The sequence below is a fragment of the Enterobacter cloacae complex sp. R_G8 genome, assembly GCF_024599795.1.
In the GTDB taxonomy this organism is placed as follows: domain Bacteria; phylum Pseudomonadota; class Gammaproteobacteria; order Enterobacterales; family Enterobacteriaceae; genus Enterobacter; species Enterobacter dissolvens.
In genome coordinates, this window is the sequence record NZ_CP102246.1 from 1,839,634 (window position 1) to 1,856,629 (window position 16,996).

At 59.0% G+C, this 16,996-nt stretch carries 9 protein-coding genes; 1 reads left to right on the top strand and 8 read right to left on the bottom strand.

Annotation, left to right across the window (positions count from 1 at the left end):
• Window positions 1-104 precede the first annotated feature (104 nt).
• From baeR to yegD, 7 genes are all read right to left on the bottom strand, one after another.
• Complete coding sequence (gene baeR, locus NQ842_RS08735; protein WP_014832636.1) at window positions 105-827, bottom strand: two-component system response regulator BaeR; 723 nt, start codon at window positions 825-827, stop codon at window positions 105-107.
• Window positions 824-2,227 (bottom strand): two-component system sensor histidine kinase BaeS, encoded by a 1,404-nt coding sequence (baeS, locus tag NQ842_RS08740; protein ID WP_050860275.1) that lies wholly within the window; start codon window positions 2,225-2,227, stop codon window positions 824-826. Before baeS ends, baeR begins: the two co-directional genes overlap by 4 nt.
• On the bottom strand, window positions 2,224-3,639 hold the full coding sequence (locus NQ842_RS08745) for an MFS transporter (protein ID WP_257256738.1): 1,416 nt from the start codon (window positions 3,637-3,639) through the stop codon (window positions 2,224-2,226). The genes baeS and NQ842_RS08745 overlap by 4 nt, the downstream gene beginning before the upstream one ends.
• A complete protein-coding gene (gene mdtC / locus NQ842_RS08750) occupies window positions 3,640-6,717 on the bottom strand; it encodes a multidrug efflux RND transporter permease subunit MdtC (protein WP_257256739.1) in 3,078 nt (1,025 codons plus the stop codon).
• Window positions 6,718-9,840 carry an MdtB/MuxB family multidrug efflux RND transporter permease subunit gene (locus NQ842_RS08755; RefSeq protein ID WP_125364565.1) on the bottom strand — a complete coding sequence of 1,041 codons (3,123 nt, stop codon included), beginning with the start codon at window positions 9,838-9,840 and terminating at the stop codon, window positions 6,718-6,720.
• Window positions 9,840-11,042: an MdtA/MuxA family multidrug efflux RND transporter periplasmic adaptor subunit gene (locus NQ842_RS08760; RefSeq protein WP_163280643.1), complete on the bottom strand. Its 1,203-nt coding sequence runs from the start codon at window positions 11,040-11,042 to the stop codon at window positions 9,840-9,842. Before NQ842_RS08760 ends, NQ842_RS08755 begins: the two co-directional genes overlap by 1 nt.
• Before the next feature lie 177 nt (window positions 11,043-11,219).
• Window positions 11,220-12,572 carry a molecular chaperone gene (gene yegD, locus NQ842_RS08765; RefSeq protein WP_257256740.1) on the bottom strand — a complete coding sequence of 451 codons (1,353 nt, stop codon included), beginning with the start codon at window positions 12,570-12,572 and terminating at the stop codon, window positions 11,220-11,222.
• Window positions 12,573-12,702: 130 nt separating this feature from the next.
• Between yegD and alkA the strand changes: the two genes are divergently transcribed.
• Window positions 12,703-13,575, top strand: coding sequence for a DNA-3-methyladenine glycosylase 2 (gene alkA / locus NQ842_RS08770; protein ID WP_257256741.1), 873 nt, complete (start codon window positions 12,703-12,705; stop codon window positions 13,573-13,575).
• Here alkA and NQ842_RS08775 read toward each other — a convergent pair.
• Window positions 13,540-16,869: a diguanylate cyclase gene (locus NQ842_RS08775; protein ID WP_257256742.1), complete on the bottom strand. Its 3,330-nt coding sequence runs from the start codon at window positions 16,867-16,869 to the stop codon at window positions 13,540-13,542. The genes alkA and NQ842_RS08775 overlap by 36 nt on opposite strands.
• Window positions 16,870-16,996 lie beyond the last annotated feature (127 nt).

A 16,996-nucleotide genomic window follows, 5' to 3' on the forward strand; every position in this document is an offset into this window, starting at 1 on the left:
GTACCAGTTATAAGTAAACGAACCGGTAAAAAGAGTATGGTTGATTCCTGAATTGATTCCAGAAAAGAAAAACCCGCCTGGTGGCGGGTTTAAGAGGTGGGGCGTCACGCAATCCTGCACGCATCCGCTTCCCATCGATACCCCACACCATACACCGCGCGAATAAATGACTGTTCGGCGTCGAGCGCCTCCAGCTTGCGGCGCAGGTTTTTGATGTGGCTGTCGATGGTGCGGTCAGTCACCACGCGGTAATCGTCATACAGGTGGTTCAGCAACTGCTCGCGAGAGAACACTTTCCCCGGTTCGTGGGAAAGGGTCTTCAGCAGGCGGAACTCAGCAGGCGTGAGATCCAGAAGCTTGCTGCGCCAGCTTGCCTGGAAGCGGCTCTCGTCGACAATCAGCGGGCTTTCGGCGTCCAGCATCTGCAGTTCGCGCTGCGGTTTACAGCGGCGAAGAATGGTTTTCACGCGGGCGACGACTTCACGCGGGCTGTAGGGTTTGCAGATGTAATCGTCCGCGCCAATTTCGAGGCCCAGCAGGCGGTCGATTTCTTCGATTTTTGCCGTCACCATGACAATCGGCACGTCGGAGAAGCGACGAATTTCCCGGCACAGGGTCAGGCCGTCGGTGCCGGGGAGCATCAAATCCAGCAGGATCAGATCCGGCGGCGTCTGGCGCACGTACGGCAACACCTGATCGCCATGGCTGATAAGCGACGGGGCGTAGCTGGCTGCTCGTAAATAGTCGATCAGTAACTGCCCAAGCTTAGGCTCGTCTTCCACAATCAGAATGCGTGGCGTGTTTTCGTCAATCGGTAATTCGGTCATGCTTCTCTCGATAAATCCCGTTCCAGCGGTAACTCTACTGTAATGCTAACCCCGCCAAAAGGCGAATGGGCGGCACGGAGGGTGCCATTATGCGCCTCGACGATATTAACGCAAATCGCCAGCCCCAGCCCGGAGCCGCCGCTGGCGCGGTTGCGTGAGCCTTCGGTGCGATAAAAACGTTCAAACAGTTTTTCCAGCTGCGCATCCTGTACGCCAGGAGCGGAGTCGGCAAAGGTGAGGGCGAAGCGGCCGTTTTCCTGTTTGCCGGAGATATGCAGTCCGCCGCCGCTGTCGGTGTAGCGCAGGCTGTTTTCCAGCAGATTGTTGAAGAGCTGCATCAGACGATCTTTATCGCCAAACACCACCGCACTGTCCGGCAGGGAGAGATCAATGGTCAGGTTGCGGCTGGCAAAACGTTCGCGGAAAGCCCCGCTGATCACCTCCAGAATATTGATCACATCCACCGGTGCTTTCTGGTAGGCCAGCGCCCCTTCGTCTGACATGGAGAGCTGGTGCAGATCGTCCACCAGTTTGGTCAGCGTACCCACTTCCGCCTGCAGGGAGGCTACCGATTCGGGCGTAAACTGGCGCACGCCGTCCTGAATGGCCTCCAGTTCGCCGCGCAGCACCGCCAGCGGGGTGCGCAGCTCGTGCGAAATATCGGCCATAAAATCGCGGCGCATCTGCTGGTTTTTCTCCAGCGTACTGGCGAGCTGGTTAAAATCCTGCGCCAGCTTGCCCAGTTCATCCTGGCTGCGGGTGTCCACGCGGGTGGAAAAATCCCCGGCGGCCAGTTTATGCGTGCCCTCTACCAGCCGTTTCACCGGGGCGAGCAGACCCCGCGCCAGCGGGAAGGTGGCAAGCGCGGCCAGCAGGGTGGAGAGGGCGACAATCAGCCAGCTTGTCCGGCGCTGCTGGCGGTCAAAGTTGATATCGGTGTTGCGCGTCAGCCGCTCCACCGGGGAGGCGATAACCCAGCCAACGGTGGCGTTATTGACTTTGATCGCCCGCCGGGTGCCGTCCGGCGGGATGGGTGAACGCGGGCCAACCAGCGTGCGCATATCCTGGTCAATCACCCAGAACTGAGTGCGCCAGCCGTGCGGCGGCATGCCCGGGCCGGGACGATCTTCGCCGCTATCGTGCTCCAGCGAACGCAGGATCTGGAAAATAAAACGGTCGTTGTTGCGTAAAAAACGCCAGTTCCCGTGCAGGGCATACTGTTCGCTTAGCGCATCGCTCAGCCCCTGCAGGCGCTGCTCGTTGCCGTGTTTGATGTAATCAATAAAGCCGCGCTCAAAGCTGATCCGCACCGCCCAGTGCATGGTAACCAGCAGAACGATACAGGTGGCAAATATCGCCACAAAAAGCTTGCCGGTAATACCCGGACGCCAGAATTTCATGAGCCTCTCCTTTTGCCGCGCCTAATCACGACGTTCTTGCTGGTATCATCCGGCACGCGGGCGAAGATGAAAGCGGGCAGGGCGATGATAACCGCCATGCTGAGATACGTGTATAAAAAGACCTGATGCGACACCGGCGTGTCGACGCTGAGATGGTGCTGACCGTACATGCCGAGCAGTAAACCGGCAAGGGTGACCCCCACGCTCATGGAGAGCTGCATGATAATCGACAGTAGACTGTTGCCGCTGCTTGCCAGTTCATCCGGCAGGTCTTTCAGCGTCAGGGTATTCATTGAGGAGAAGCGCATGGAGTTAATAATGCCCTGGCAGAACAGCACCAGCGGCAGGGCGTTGTACCAGCCCATCAGCGCTACAGCCATAAACAGCAGACTGACCAGTGCCAGCCCCAGCGTAGCGGCCACCAGCACGTGGCGATAGCCAAAGCGGTTGACTACCTGCACCACAATGCGCTTCATTCCCATGCTGCCCAGCACCATCGGGATCATCATCAGCCCCGCGTGAAACGGTGAAAAGCCCATACCGATTTGCAGGAAGACGGGCGTCATAAACGGCAGCATGCCACTGCCGACGCGTCCCGCAAAGCTGCCGAGCAGCCCAATACGGTAGGTGGAATTTTTAAACAGTGACAGACTGAACAGCGCGCGCTCATTTCCTCTGGCGTGCCACAGATACCACAGAATGGCGCTCACTCCGATGACGACCAGAACGGCCAGCGTCAGGGACGAAATCCCCAACCCTTTTTGCCCGTCGAGGGCGAGGGTCAACGTCGCCATACCGGTGGCGAGCAACAGAAAACCGAGGACATCAAAGCGCCGCGTCTGCAGGGTGTAGTTAGGCATCAGCGTCAGGGTGGCGATAGCGCCAATAATGCCCACCGGCAGGTTAATGAGAAAAATCCAGTGCCACGAGGCGTACTCCACGAGGATCCCGCCCAGCGCCGGGCCCAGCAGAGGGCCCACCTGGCCTGGTAAGGTCACAAAGGTCATTGCCGCCATATACTGCTCGCGTGGCACTATCTTCATCACCGTCAGCCGTCCGACAGGCACCATCATGGCCCCACCGACGCCCTGCAGAACGCGCGCCATCACCAGCTGATCCAGCGTATTCGCCATTGCGCAAAACAGCGACCCCACGGTAAACAGCACGATGGCGCTGAAGAAGATATTCCGCACTCCCACTTTGTCCGCCAGCCATCCGCTGGCAGGGAGCATCACGGCAACCGTCAGTACGTAGGAGACAATCACCATGTGCATGTGCAGCGGGCTCTCCCCCAGGCTTTTTGCCATTGAGGGGAGGGCGGTGTTGACGATGGTCGTATCCAGCGACTGCATAAAAAAGCCGAAGGCCACTATCCATAATTGCCAGCGAACGTTACTGGGAAGATCAGTCATTTACCCGGTCACCGTGGTTCTGTTTTTACGTGAAAAACGCAGCCGCAGGCGGTCAAAGAACAGATAGACCACCGGCGTGGTGTAGAGTGTCAGCAGCTGGCTCATCACCAGCCCACCGACGATAGTGATCCCCAGCGGCTGGCGCAGCTCTGAACCATCGCCACCGGAGATCACCAGCGGCAGCGCGCCAAACAGCGCCGCCAGCGTGGTCATCATAATCGGGCGAAAACGCAGCAGGCAGGCCTGGAAGATCGCCTCTTCTGGCGTCAGATTGCCGTTACGCTGAGCCTCCAGCGCAAAGTCCACCATCATGATGGCGTTTTTCTTCACAATACCGATTAATAGCATGATCCCGATTAAGGCGATGAGGCTAAACGGCGCGCCAAACAGCTCCAGCGCCAGCAGCGCCCCCACGCCTGCTGACGGTAGCGTCGAGAGAATGGTCAGCGGATGGACGTAGCTCTCATACAGTACGCCAAGCACGATGTAGACCGTGGCAATGGCCGCCAGAATCAAAATCACCTTCGAGTTCATCGTCTCCTGGAAGACCTGCGCGGTCCCGGCAAAGCTGCCGCGCACGGTCGAGGGCACGCCGAGCTGGGTCATGGCACGGTTAATGGCCTCGCTGGCCTCGGAAAGCGACGAGCCGGTGGGCAGGTTAAAGGAGATGGTCGATGCTGCCGACAGCCCCTGATGGTTAACAGAGAGCGGTGCATTGGCAGGTCGCCAGCTGGCGAAGTAAGAGAGCGGGATCGCCTTACCGTCGTTGTTGATCACAAACATTTTATCCAGCGCGCTGATGTCCTGGGTATAGCGCGGGTCCACTTCCATCACCACCTTGTACTGATTCATTGGCTGATAGATGGTGGAAATCTCGCGCTGGCCAAAGGCGTTATTCAGCAGGCTGTTGGCGGCTTCTACGTTAATGCCCAGCCGTGACATGGTTTCACGATCGTAGGTCAACGCCATTTCTGCCCCGTTGTCCTGTTGGTCTGAGTTCACGTCCGCGAGCTGCGGCAGGGCGGCCAGCGCTTTACGGATCTTCGGCTCCCACTCGCGCAGCGCGGCCAGATCGTCAGAAAGCAGGGTGTACTGGTAGCTGGCGTTCGCCTGACGCCCGCCCACGCGGATATCCTGAACGGCCATCAAAAACAGGTTGGCGCCTGGCTCTTTGGCGAGCTTCATTCGCAGCCGGTCTATCACCTGCTGCGCCGTTTCATTGCGCTCGCCGCGCGGCTTAAGGGTGATAAACATCATCCCGCTGTTAACGCGTGACCCGCCGGTAAAGCCGGTGACGTTATCCACTGCCTTGTCTTCGCGGATGATCTTCATAAAATCCTGCAGCTTGCCGCGCATCGCCTGGAAGGAAATACTCTGGTCAGCCTGGATGCCGCCCATCAGTACCCCGGTGTCCTGTTCCGGGAAGAAGGTTTTCGGGATGGAGATATACAGCCAGACGTTGAGCACAATGGTGCTGATAAGCACCAGACCGACAATCCGCGTATGGTTGAGCACCCACTTCAGGGACTTACCGTACCCTTCCTGCATTGCCATCAGGAAACGGCCAAACCCTTTGCGACGCGGCTGCGAATGTGGTTTGCTGCGCTTGAGCATCCAGCCGCACATCATCGGCGTGAGCGTGAGCGAGATAACCAGCGAGATACCTATCGCCACGGAGAGCGTGACGGCAAACTCGCGCAGTAATCTGCCCGGCAGCCCGCCCATCAGCAGCAGCGGCAGGAATACCGCCACCAGCGACAGGCTCATGGAGAGCACGGTAAAACCGACCTCGCGCGTCCCTTGCAGCGCCGCCTGCAGCGGCTTCACGCCCGCTTCCAGGTGGCGGGAAATATTCTCCAGCACCACGATGGCGTCATCCACCACAAAACCGGTGGCGATGGTCAGCGCCATCAGCGACAGGTTGTTGAGGCTAAAGCCGCACAGGTACATGGCGGCAAAAGTACCGATCAGCGATACCGGCACCGCCACCGCCGGGATCAGCGTTGCCCGTCCGGAGCGCAGGAACAGGAATACCACCAGGATCACCAGTGCCACGGAGATCACCAGCGTCTGTTCCACCTCTTCAAGCGAGGCACGAATGGTCGGCGAACGATCCTGAGCAATCTGCAAATCAATGGCGGCCGGGATGGTCTCCTGCAACTCCGGCAGACGCGCGCGAATGCTGTTTACCGTTTCGATAATATTGGCTTCCGGCAGCTTGCGGATCATCAGCAAAATGGCCGGTTTGGCGTTGGTCATCCCGGCGTTGCGCACGTCCTGCACCGAGTCGGTGACGCTGGCCACGTCGCTTAAGCGCACCGCCGCGCCGTTATTATAGTGGATGATGAGCGGCTGATATTCCGCTGCGGTTTTGAGTTCGTCGTTGGTCTGAATCTGCCAGCGGTGGCTGGTGTTCTCTATCGCCCCCTGCGGCCTGCGCACGTTGGCGCTGCTGATGGCGGAGCGCACATCGTCCAGCGACACGCCCTGGTTAAACAGCGCCTCCGGGTTCAGGCCGACGCGCACGGCGGGCAGGGAGCTGCCGCCGACGCTCACATCCCCCACGCCGTCAATCTGGGCAATGGTTTGCGCCAGCTGGGTTGAAGCAAAGTCGTAGAGCTGCCCCTGCGAGTAGGTGTCTGAGGTCAGCGTCAGGATCATGATCGGCGCGTCGGACGGGTTGGCTTTACGGTAGGTCGGGCGGCTCGGCATCCCGCTCGGCAGCAGGCTTTGCGCGGCGTTGATGGCGGCCTGCACGTCACGCGCCGCACCGTTAATATCCCGGTCAAAGCTAAATTCCAGAATGATGCGCGTGCTGCCCAGCGAACTGCTGGAGGTCATCTCGTTGACCCCCGCAATCCGCCCGAGCGAGCGTTCCAGTGGCGTGGCAACCGACGAGGCCATCGTTTCCGGCGACGCGCCCGGCAGCGATGCGCTGACCATGATCACCGGAAAATCCACCTGCGGCAGGGGGGCCACCGGCAGCAGGCGAAAGCCCAGCACGCCGCACAGCGTAATGGCGAGCGAGATTAAAACCGTCGCCACCGGGCGGTAAATGAAGAGGGCGAAAAACTTCACTTACGCCTCCTCTTCACGTTTCGGGAAGCGGCTTTTGGTCCACAGAGCCAGCTGGTCAAACAGCAGATAAATGACCGGCGTGGTGAACAGCGTCAGTACCTGGCTCACCAGCAGACCGCCGACCATGCCGATACCCAGCGGACGACGCAGCTCCGCACCGACACCAGTGCTGAGCATCAGCGGCAACGCACCTAACAGGGCGGCGAGCGTGGTCATCAGGATTGGACGAAAACGCAGCAGGCACGCCTGGAAAATGGCGTCACGCGGCGACATACCCTGCTCGCGCTCGGCGGCAAGGGCGAAGTCGATCATCATGATGGCGTTTTTCTTCACGATCCCGATAAGCAGGATGATGCCGATAATGGCGATGACGTCCAGTTCGCTGCCCGCCAGCATCAGGGCCAGTAGCGCACCCACCCCGGCGGTCGGCAGGGTGGAGAGGATGGTGATCGGGTGAATAAAGCTTTCGTACAGCACCCCGAGGACGATGTACATCGCCACGACGGCAGCCACGATCAGCCAGATGGTATTGCCCAACGCAGCCTGGAACGCCAGGGTGCTGCCCTGGAACTGGGTCTGAATATCGGACGGGAAGTTAAGTTCTTTCTCCGCGCCCAGAATGGCCTCGACTGCTTCGCCCAGCGAATAGTTGTCCGGTACGTTGAACGAGATGGTGGTGGACGGGAACTGATCGAGATGGTTAATCGACAGCGGTGTATAGCGCTCCTCCACGCTGGCAATGGCGCTTAACGGCACAATGCCGCCGTCTTTGCTGGTCAGGCGCACCGAGTCCAGCGCGGCCAGGCCGGGCGTGTTGTCGGTGTTGTGTTCCAGCACCACGCGATACTGATTCGCCTGGGTATAAATGGTGGAGATAAGGCGCTGGCCGAAGGCGTTATAGAGCGCGTTATCCACGTCGGACATGGTGATACCCAGACGGCTGGCGGTATCGCGATTGACGTTCACATACGCCGCCAGCCCTTTGTCCTGCCAGTCGCTGCTGACGTCAGAAAGCTGCGGCAGCGCCTTGAGTTTGTTAACCAGTTGCGGTACCCACGTGCTCAGCGCGTCAAGGCTGGTGGCCTGGAGCGTGAACTGGTATTGCGTGCGGCTGACCTGGGTATCGATGGTCAAATCCTGAATCGGCTGCAGGTAAAGTTCAATGCCCGGCACGCGCGCCACGGCAGTTTGTAGCCGCTCAATGACGGCGTTGACCCGATCGTCGCGGTCGTCCAGCGGCTTGAGGTTGATCTGCAGACGCGCACTGTTGAGTGACGGGTTGGTGCCATCGACCCCCACGTACGCGGTCAGGCTTTCTACCGCCGGATCTTTCATGATGATCTCAGACACCTGCTGCTGACGCTGCGCCATGCTGGCGAAGGAGACCGACTGGGGCGCCTGAAGCGTGCCCTGAATAATGCCGTTGTCCTGGATCGGGAAGAAGCCTTTCGGGATAACGATCCACAGCATGACGCTAAGCGCCAGCGTGCCGAGCGCCACGCCGAGCGTCGCCCACGGGTGGTTGAGGACTTTCGCCAGCATGCGACCGTAGGCGGCAATAATCCGCTCGAACATCCGCTCAGAGGCGCGGGAGAAGCGGTTTTGCTTGCGCAGGGATTCATGGCTCAGCATGCGGGCGCACATCATCGGCGTCAGGGTTAGCGACACCACGGCTGAGATCAGAATGGCGACCGCCAGCGTGACGGCAAACTCTCGGAACAGTCGTCCGACGATATCGCCCATAAACAGCAGCGGGATCAGCACCGCAATCAGCGAGAAGGTCAGCGAGATAATGGTAAATCCAATCTCGCCCGCTCCTTTCAGCGCAGCGGCCAGCGGTTTTTCACCTTTCTCGATATAACGCGAGATGTTCTCGATCACGACGATGGCATCATCCACCACGAAGCCGGTGGCGATGGTGAGCGCCATCAGCGTCAGGTTGTTGATCGAAAAATCGAGGAACACCATCACGGCAAATGTCCCCACCAGCGAGAGCGGCACGGCAACGGCGGGAATAATGGTTGCCGGGACGTTGCGAAGGAACAGATAGATGATCATCACCACCAGCGCAATCGCCAGCATCAGCTCAAACTGGGTGTCGGTGACCGATGCGCGAATGTTGGTGGTTCGGTCGGAAAGCACCTTCACAGTGACCGATTTGGGCAGGCTGTCGATCAGCTGCGGGAGCATGGTGCGAATGCTGTCGGCGGTTTCAATGATGTTGGCGCCCGGCTGGCGCTGCACGTTCATCACAATCGCCTGCTGTTTGTTGGCCCACGCACCCAGCCAGCTGTTTTCCGCGCCTTGTTCAACGGTGGCGACGTCACCCAGACGCACCGGCGCGCCGTTCTGGTAGGCGATAATCAGCTGACGGTACTCATCGGCAGACTGCATCTGATCGTTGGCCGAGAGTGTCACGGCACGGGTGGGGCCGTCCAGCGAGCCTTTTGCCGAATTGACGTTGGCATTGCTGATGGCGGTGCGGATGGTTTCGCTGGTCAGCCCCAGCGCAGCGATGGCCTGCGCATTAAGCTTCACGCGCACCGCCGGGCGTTGCCCGCCCGCCAGCGTCACCAGCCCGACGCCGGAGACCTGGGAAATTTTCTGCGCCACGCGGGTTTCGACCATGTCTTCCACCTGGGTCATCGGCATGGCGGAAGAGGTCACGGCAAGGGTCATGATCGGCGGATCCGCCGGGTTCACTTTGCTGTAAACCGGCGGGTTAGGCAGGTCTGACGGCAGCAGGTTGGTGGCGGCGTTGATCGCAGCCTGCACCTCCTGCTCGGCCACGTCCAGCGACAGCGAGAGCTGGAACTGCAGCGTTACCACCGATGCCCCGCCGGAACTTTGCGAGGACATCTGTTTCAGGCCCGACATCTGACCAAACTGGCGCTCCAGCGGGGCGGTGATGGCGGAGGTCACCACATCCGGGCTGGCGCCAGGATAGAGGGTAACGACCTGAATGGTGGGATAATCCACTTCCGGCAGCGCCGAGACGGGCAGGAAGCGATAGCCAATAATCCCGGCGAGCAGGATCGCCACCATCAGCAGCGTGGTGGCAACAGGGCGCAGAATAAACAGGCGTGATGGCCCACCTGTAGAGCCTGGGGGCATCACCTGCATCAGGAATTCGCTCCCTGTTTCGCAGGTTCAACCACTTCGACTTTGGCCCCTTCGGTCAGACGGTCAATGCCGTCGGTGACCACGCGGTCGCCTGCGGAAAGGCCTGCGCTGATCACCACCGTCTGGCTGTCCTGAATCCCGGTTTTCACCAGGTGCTTGCTGACTTTATTGTCGCTGTTGAGCACCCAGACGAAGTTGCCTTCGTTACCCATCTGCAGCGCAGCGGCAGGGATCACCACCGCGTTTTCTTCGGTCGCCACCAGCATGCGCGCATTCACAAACTGATTCGGGAAGAGGGCGTCATCCTGATTGTTAAAGCGCGCTTTCAGCTTGATGGTGCCGGTGGTGGTGTCGATCTGGTTATCCAGGCTAAGCAAAGAACCTTCGCTCAACTTCTGCTTGTTGGTACGGTCCCAGGCTTCCACCACCAGCCCCTTTCCGGCTTTCTGCGCCTGCACCACCGTCGCAATTTCGCTTTCCGGCAGGGTAAAGACTAAATCAATCGGGTGGGTCTGGGTGATCACCACGATGCCCGTAGTGTCACCGCTAGAGATCTGGTTGCCGATATCGACCTGCTTGAGGCCAACGCGCCCGTCAATCGGCGCGGTGATGCGGCTCCAGTCCAGCTGCAGCTGTGCGCTGGCCACCGCGGCTTCGTCAGCTTTGATGGTGCCCTGCGTTTCGCTGACCAGCGACTGCTGCGTGTCCAGCTCCTGACGAGAGACCAGGTTGGTTTTCACCAGCTGCTGATAGCGCGCCAGATCGCGCCGGGCGTTAGCGAGCGTGGCTTTGTCTTTGGCAAGTTGCCCCTGAGCCTGGGCAAGGGCGACTTTGAACTGGCTTGGGTCGATCTCGGCCAGTAAATCGCCAGCTTTCACCTGCTGACCTTCCTGGAAGTGGATCGCCATGAGCTGACCGTCGACGCGGCTGCGTACCGTGACGGTGTTAGCGGCGGTAATGGTCCCGAGACCGGTGAGATAGCGCGGAACGGCTTTATTTACCGCGGTAGCTGCCTGAACCGGTGCCAGCGCGCCGCCGCGCATACCGTGGCGCCCCCCGCCCGCAGGGCGTTGCGGCTGACTGCTGGCGCCTGCCGGAGCAGAAGACGTTGCAGATTGATTGTGCCAGTACCAGGCGGCGGCAAGGACCACCACAATGATACCTGCGGCGATTGCCCAGCGGGATTTATGACTGCCTTTCATCGTTATACGTTCTCATCCTGAAACACTTCGGGGAATGATACTAGTTTAGTCAGCTAACACAGCGGAAAAATGGAGGAAATATGGAAGACTGTCAGGAATGGTCTGAGAGTAGCGCCGCGGTTTTGACCCTCTCCCCGTGGGAGAGGGCCGGGGTGAGGGCACCAGACCGCACCAACGTTAGCTAAACATCACCTGTGCCCAGCGCGCCAGCCCCGCCGTGACGGAGCCGAAGTCATCGCCGCCGGCAATTGGAATGCCCGGCAGCTGTTCTGCCAGCGCTTTCTTGATCAGCGGCGAACGCGCGCTACCGCCGGTCAGGTAAATCACGTCCGGCTTCTCTTTGCCGTTCTCCAGCGCCAGCTGGACCTGCTCCAGAATACGCTGCAGCGGCTGAGCGAGCGCGGTTTCCAGTCCTTCCTGAGAAATGGCGGTTGCCAGATCTTCACTGATAAACGGCAAGGTAACCGCGTGCTCCGGGCGATCGGAGAGGGCGATTTTGCTCTCTTCGGCAGTACGCACCACGCGATAACTCAGACGCTGACGCCAGACTTTGTAGAGCAGGGCGACCTTGTCAGCCTCCCGGGCATCGCGCACCATATCGTTCAGGAAGCGGCCATTCGCGGTGCTGTAAAAATCACTCTGCGCGGGGACGTCGTTGATGGCGATAGCATTCCACCAGGGCAGGATCGGCAGGGCGATCCCTTTTTCCGTTTGCCCGCCCATGCCCAGCAGTGGCATCAGGCTCTTAAAAGCGAGCGCGATATCCAGATCGTTACCGCCCACGCGGCAGCCGCTGTGCCCCAGCAGGCTGTTTTCGCGGTCACGACGGTTATGCCACTGCGGCCCCATCAGCAGCAGTGAGCAGTCGGTGGTGCCCCCGCCGATGTCGACGACCAGCACGCGCTTCTCTTCTGTCAGCGTGGCTTCAAAATCCAGCCCCGCCGCCACCGGCTCATACTGGAATACCACGTCGCGAAAGCCCGCGCGGTGTGCGGCTCGTTCAAGGATCCCCTGCGCCTGCTGGTTGGCCTCGTCGCCACCCAGCCCCTGGAAGTTGATCGGACGGCCAATGACCGCCTGATCGATCGCCTCCGGTACCTGGGTTTGCGCCTGATTGCGAATGTGCAGCATCATGGCGCAGACCAGATCTTCAAACATCGCCACCTGCTGCGGCTTCAGGCCGCTGGCACCGAGAAACGACTTTGGCGATTTAACGAAGTAAACCTCTTCCGGATCTTCAATGTAATGCCCGAGTGAAGAGAGGCCGAACTGGACGCTCGACGGGGTGACGTCGATATCTTCCTCGCGGTTAAAACTGACTGCCCGGCGCAGCAAAGCCTGTGATTCCGCCGCCGTGGCCGGAACCTGATGATGGCGGAACAGCCATTCGCTGACCGCTTCACGCGTGGGTGCGCAGAGCATTGACGGCAGCAGCGTGCTCTCTTTTTCCATTTTCAGAAGCTGTGGTTGTCCGTTTTGCATAATCGCAACCGAACAGTTTGCCGTACCGTAGTCGAATCCAATAAACACGTTTAATCCCCATGCCAGTGAGAAGGGGCGAGACTTTAGCGGAATGCCCGTCTGGCGACAACAGGAATATGAAAGCAAGGCGAAACAAGGTCTTTCGGTTTATGCTGAGGGGAACAAAAAAGGAGCGACGATGTATACCCTGACCTGGCAACCCCCTTACGACTGGCAATGGATGTTTGGCTTTCTTGGCGCGCGTGCGGTAGAGGGCATTGAGACGGTTACCGACAGCTACTACGAGCGCAGTTACACCTGCCAGCTGCATCAGGGGATCTTTCGCGTCACCCCGGATCTGAACACCCACACGCTCAACGTGACGCTCAGCCCGGGATTAGTCCCGGTTGCGCAGATCTGCCTTGAGCGCATCGGGCGTCTGTTTGATCTCGCCTGCGATCCCCGGCAAATTCAGAATGCGCTGGGCGAACTGGGGGCCGCGCGTCCGGGGCTGCGTTTACCGGGGGCAATGGATGCCTACGAGCAGGGCGTGCGGGCGATCCTGGGGCAACTGGTCAGCGTAGCGATGGCGGCGAAGCTGGCCTCAAGGGTGGTGGCCCTGTGCGGTGAACCGGTAAAGGATGCGCCGGGTTATCTGTGCTTTCCTGCACCTGACGTGCTGGCTGCGGTGGATCCGCTGGCGCTGAAAGCCCTCGGCATGCCGGTTAAACGGGCGGAGTCGTTGATTCACCTGGCCCGGTCCGTGGTCGACGGCACGTTTCCACTGTCTCCGCCTGCGGATATCGAAGCCGGGATGAAGGGGTTACAGCAGCGGCCGGGGATAGGGCGCTGGACGGCTAATTACCTTGCCCTGCGCGGCTGGCAGGCGAAAGACGTGTTCCTGCCGGATGATTATCTGATTAAGCAGCGCTTTGCCGGCATGACACCCGCGCAAATTCGTCGCTATGCCCTGCGCTGGCAGCCGTGGCGCTCTTACGCGCTGCTGCACATCTGGTATACCGACGGCTGGACGCCATCAGTTGATGGCGAAATAGCTGGTATTCAGCAGTAGATCCAGCGGCTGTGGCTCGCCGATAGTGTCACCAAAAATAAAATCAATGCCGATGCCGGAGAGCGTATCCATCATGATGGGCTGGTTACACGGGCCAGCGATGGTACGCATCCCCAGACGCTGCGCATGACCCTGAATGATGGTCACCATCATCTCATCCATCAGATTGCCATGAACGTTGGTCACCACTTCCGCGTCCAGCATCAGATAATCCGCCATGTTGGCGCTCAGGTGGCTGAAGAGTGCCATGTCGCGCCCCGCCTGGCTCAACACCACGCGGCAGCCGGCGTGGCGGAGCTTTTGCAGCCCCGTCTGAATGTTCTGATCCGGGTCGGCCACCACGTCGATCGCGATAACCAGATGCAGCAGACGACCCGGTAATGGCCCTTTATCCAGAAGGTCGAGCAATTCATCAACCAGCGTGGCGCTGGCTAAACCGGCGGCAGAGAGGGGAAGCGCGACCCCCAGGCCTTTTCTGGCAACAGGAGCGGCATACGCGCGGAAGAACTCGCTAAAAATACGGCGGTCAAGCGCATGCAAAAGCTCAGGCTCCGCCAGACCGGAACGAAAGGCGTGCTCTTCCTGAACTTCACCCTGGCTGGTCCACAGGCGTAACGAAATCAGCCAGAAGTTGCAGCTCTCGGGAATACGCGGGGAGGCAACGCTGCGGGCAATCATCATCAGATGATTGTCTTTAATCATGTGCCACTGTTCATCGAGCGACATCATGCTGCGCGCGCTGTGGGTTCGCTCCTGCTGCGGTTCGTACACCGTTACCACGCCGCGACCGTTGTTTTTCGAGGCATAGCAGGCAATGTCGGCCTGGGACATCACTTCCGACGCCTGATGATTATTTTCATCAATCAGCGTGATCCCCGCGCTGGCGCCGATCCGGTGCAGACGGCCTTCCCACATAAAGTGATAGTCGTTGATCGTGTGGATCAGCCGACCCGCAATATAGCGTGCGCTCTCAATATTGCAATCCGGCAGCAGCAATCCGAATTCGTCTCCGCCCAGACGTGCAAGCACGTCGCTGGAACGCAGCATGGTCAGCATCAATGACGACAGCTCCCGCAGCAGGGCATCGCCCGCCGCATGGCCCGCCGTATCGTTAACGGCTTTAAAGCGATCGAGATCGATAAACACCAGCGCATGACGCTGGCGCGTCTCCTGGACGGTCTGCAGCAGCCGTTTGAGATGATTTTCGAAGCTGACCCGGTTTGCCAGGTGGGTGAGGGCATCGTGAGAGGCACTGTAGCTGAGCTGACGCAGCATTTTGCGCGACTCGGTGACGTCCTGAATAACCAGTACCGAGCCGATATTCTGCCCGTCCAGCGTACTGAGCGGAGTGATGCTGTAATGGATATCAAAGAAGCCACCGGTACGGCAGTTAAGCACCACATCCTGTTCGATATCGGCGCGGGACATATCGCCGCTGTGAATATTCTCCATCAGCGGCCCTTTTTCACCGAAGGTGATATGCAGGACCTTCAGCACCGGCTGGCCAATGGCCTCGGTTTGCAGCCAGCCGCTCATCTTCTCGGCGACCGGGTTCATAAAGGTGACATTCATGTCGACATCGGTACACAACACCGCTTCGCCGATGGAGTCGAGAGTAATGTGCAAACGCTCTTTTTCCTGGAACAGGGCCTCGTTGAGCTGCTTAACCTCGGTCATGTCCATATTGATGCCGAGCAAACGTTCGACTTCGCCCTGTTTATTGAGTACCCGGTTCGCCAGAGAGCGAATATGACGCACACCTTCTTTAACGCGAATCCGGAACTCCAGCTTAAACGGCAAGCGCGCGATCAAGGAATCCCGGAGCACTTTTTCCGCATGGGCGCGATCTTCAGGCAGCATCTTCTCGTGCCAGAGCTGCCATGTCGGCTTGATGTGCGGCGGGATTTCATACAGCTCAAACATCCGCTTATCCCAGCTGATGATGTCCGGCTCCAGATCCCACTCCCAGATGCCGATCCCCCCCGCTTCATTGGCGAGGGTGATGCGTTCCATCAGCCGTTTGTTGACCCATTCGGTCTGTTTCAGATCGTTAATATCTTCAATCTGGGCAATGAAATAGAGCGGCGAGCCGTCGGCATGGCGCACCACCGAGACAGCAAGCAGCGCCCAGACCACTTCTCCGCTGCGGGTGTAGTAACGCTTCTCCAGGGTATAGGTGTTGATATCCCCGTTGATCAGTTGTTCAAGCTGTTCGAGGTCGGTGTGCAGATCTTCCGGCCAGGTTAACTGCTGGAAAGTGAGCGACTGTAGCTCTGTCTGGCTGTAACCGAGAAAGTTACACAGCGCCTTGTTGGCCTGCAGCCACTGGCCTTCAATGCTGACCAGCGCCATCCCGATGGCGGAATACTCCATCGCGTTACGAAAGCGCTCTTCACTTTCAGTGATATGTTTCCGCTCCGCCCGGAAGGCGTACATCACCATGGTCATGACGTTGGCCGGGAGAAGCAGCATCAAAAACGGCAGCCACGGCGCATTCAGCATGGCGTTGGTGTGCTGGGTGGTAAGTGCCGTAGGGTTGCGGGCAATCATCAGGGAAACCACCATTACGGTGACCAGAAACACCATAAAGGCTTCCATACGCGGCAAGCGCACGGCGCTCCACATCAGCAGAACAATAACGCAGGTAAAGGGCCACGGCAGCCAGGTGATCGACGCCCAACTGAGCATCAGCGTAACGGCCATGGTGACCAGCGTTTCCAGCAGCAGCTTCGGGTCACGATGGCGCAGGAGATAGTGCGGTTTAAACAGTAATCCTAATGGCACCAGTGCCAGCGCGCCGATGGCTTCAGACAATACCCAGACGAGGAAATTACGCAGTGGCTCTGAAGCTGGTACCAGAAAATGCACCAGAACGCCGCCGACCAGCGGGGGGATCAGCGCGCTGCCAATCGCCAGGCGGATCCAGTCGTTCAGGTTCTGTAATGGGTTATACCAGGGAAGCAGTTTGCGCAGTAATAGCGCACCAATAACCGCTTCCACCACGTTGATGGCGGTATAGGTCGGATTGATCGACGACCAGGAAAAAAGCATCCACGAGGCCAGAATATTGCCGAACGAACAGGCAAGGGCAATGCCGGGCCACATTTTTCCGGCGTGGCGATAAAACGCCACCATCATTATGGCGGTAGGAAACCAGAGCGGTGCTAACAGCGTGCCGAAGCGGGTCAGTTCCAGTGAAAAAAGGGTAAAGATAAAGGTGACCAGGCCCAGACAGACAAGTCGCATGAGAGGATGTGGGGTGGTAACCAAAACCCGTTGGTGTTGTTTATTCATTACCGCTTTATCCAGAGACGCCATGCCGCCAGGAGTGAAGTCCGGACGAGTGAATATGCTAATTTGGTTTATGCTAGTACAAACAATTTACAATTCATATGGCGACTGCTCATAATTTGACATCATA

Excerpts from the sequence above, each read along its gene's own strand:
- baeR (WP_014832636.1), bottom strand. The coding sequence starts at position 827 with ATGACCGAATTACCGATTGACGAAAACACGCCACGCATTCTGATTGTG.
- baeS (WP_050860275.1), bottom strand. The coding sequence starts at position 2,227 with ATGAAATTCTGGCGTCCGGGTATTACCGGCAAGCTTTTTGTGGCGATA.
- NQ842_RS08745 (WP_257256738.1), bottom strand. The coding sequence starts at position 3,639 with ATGACTGATCTTCCCAGTAACGTTCGCTGGCAATTATGGATAGTGGCC.
- NQ842_RS08755 (WP_125364565.1), bottom strand. The coding sequence starts at position 9,840 with ATGCAGGTGATGCCCCCAGGCTCTACAGGTGGGCCATCACGCCTGTTT.
- NQ842_RS08760 (WP_163280643.1), bottom strand. The coding sequence starts at position 11,042 with ATGAAAGGCAGTCATAAATCCCGCTGGGCAATCGCCGCAGGTATCATT.
- alkA (WP_257256741.1), top strand. The coding sequence starts at position 12,703 with ATGTATACCCTGACCTGGCAACCCCCTTACGACTGGCAATGGATGTTT.
- NQ842_RS08775 (WP_257256742.1), bottom strand. The coding sequence starts at position 16,869 with ATGAATAAACAACACCAACGGGTTTTGGTTACCACCCCACATCCTCTC.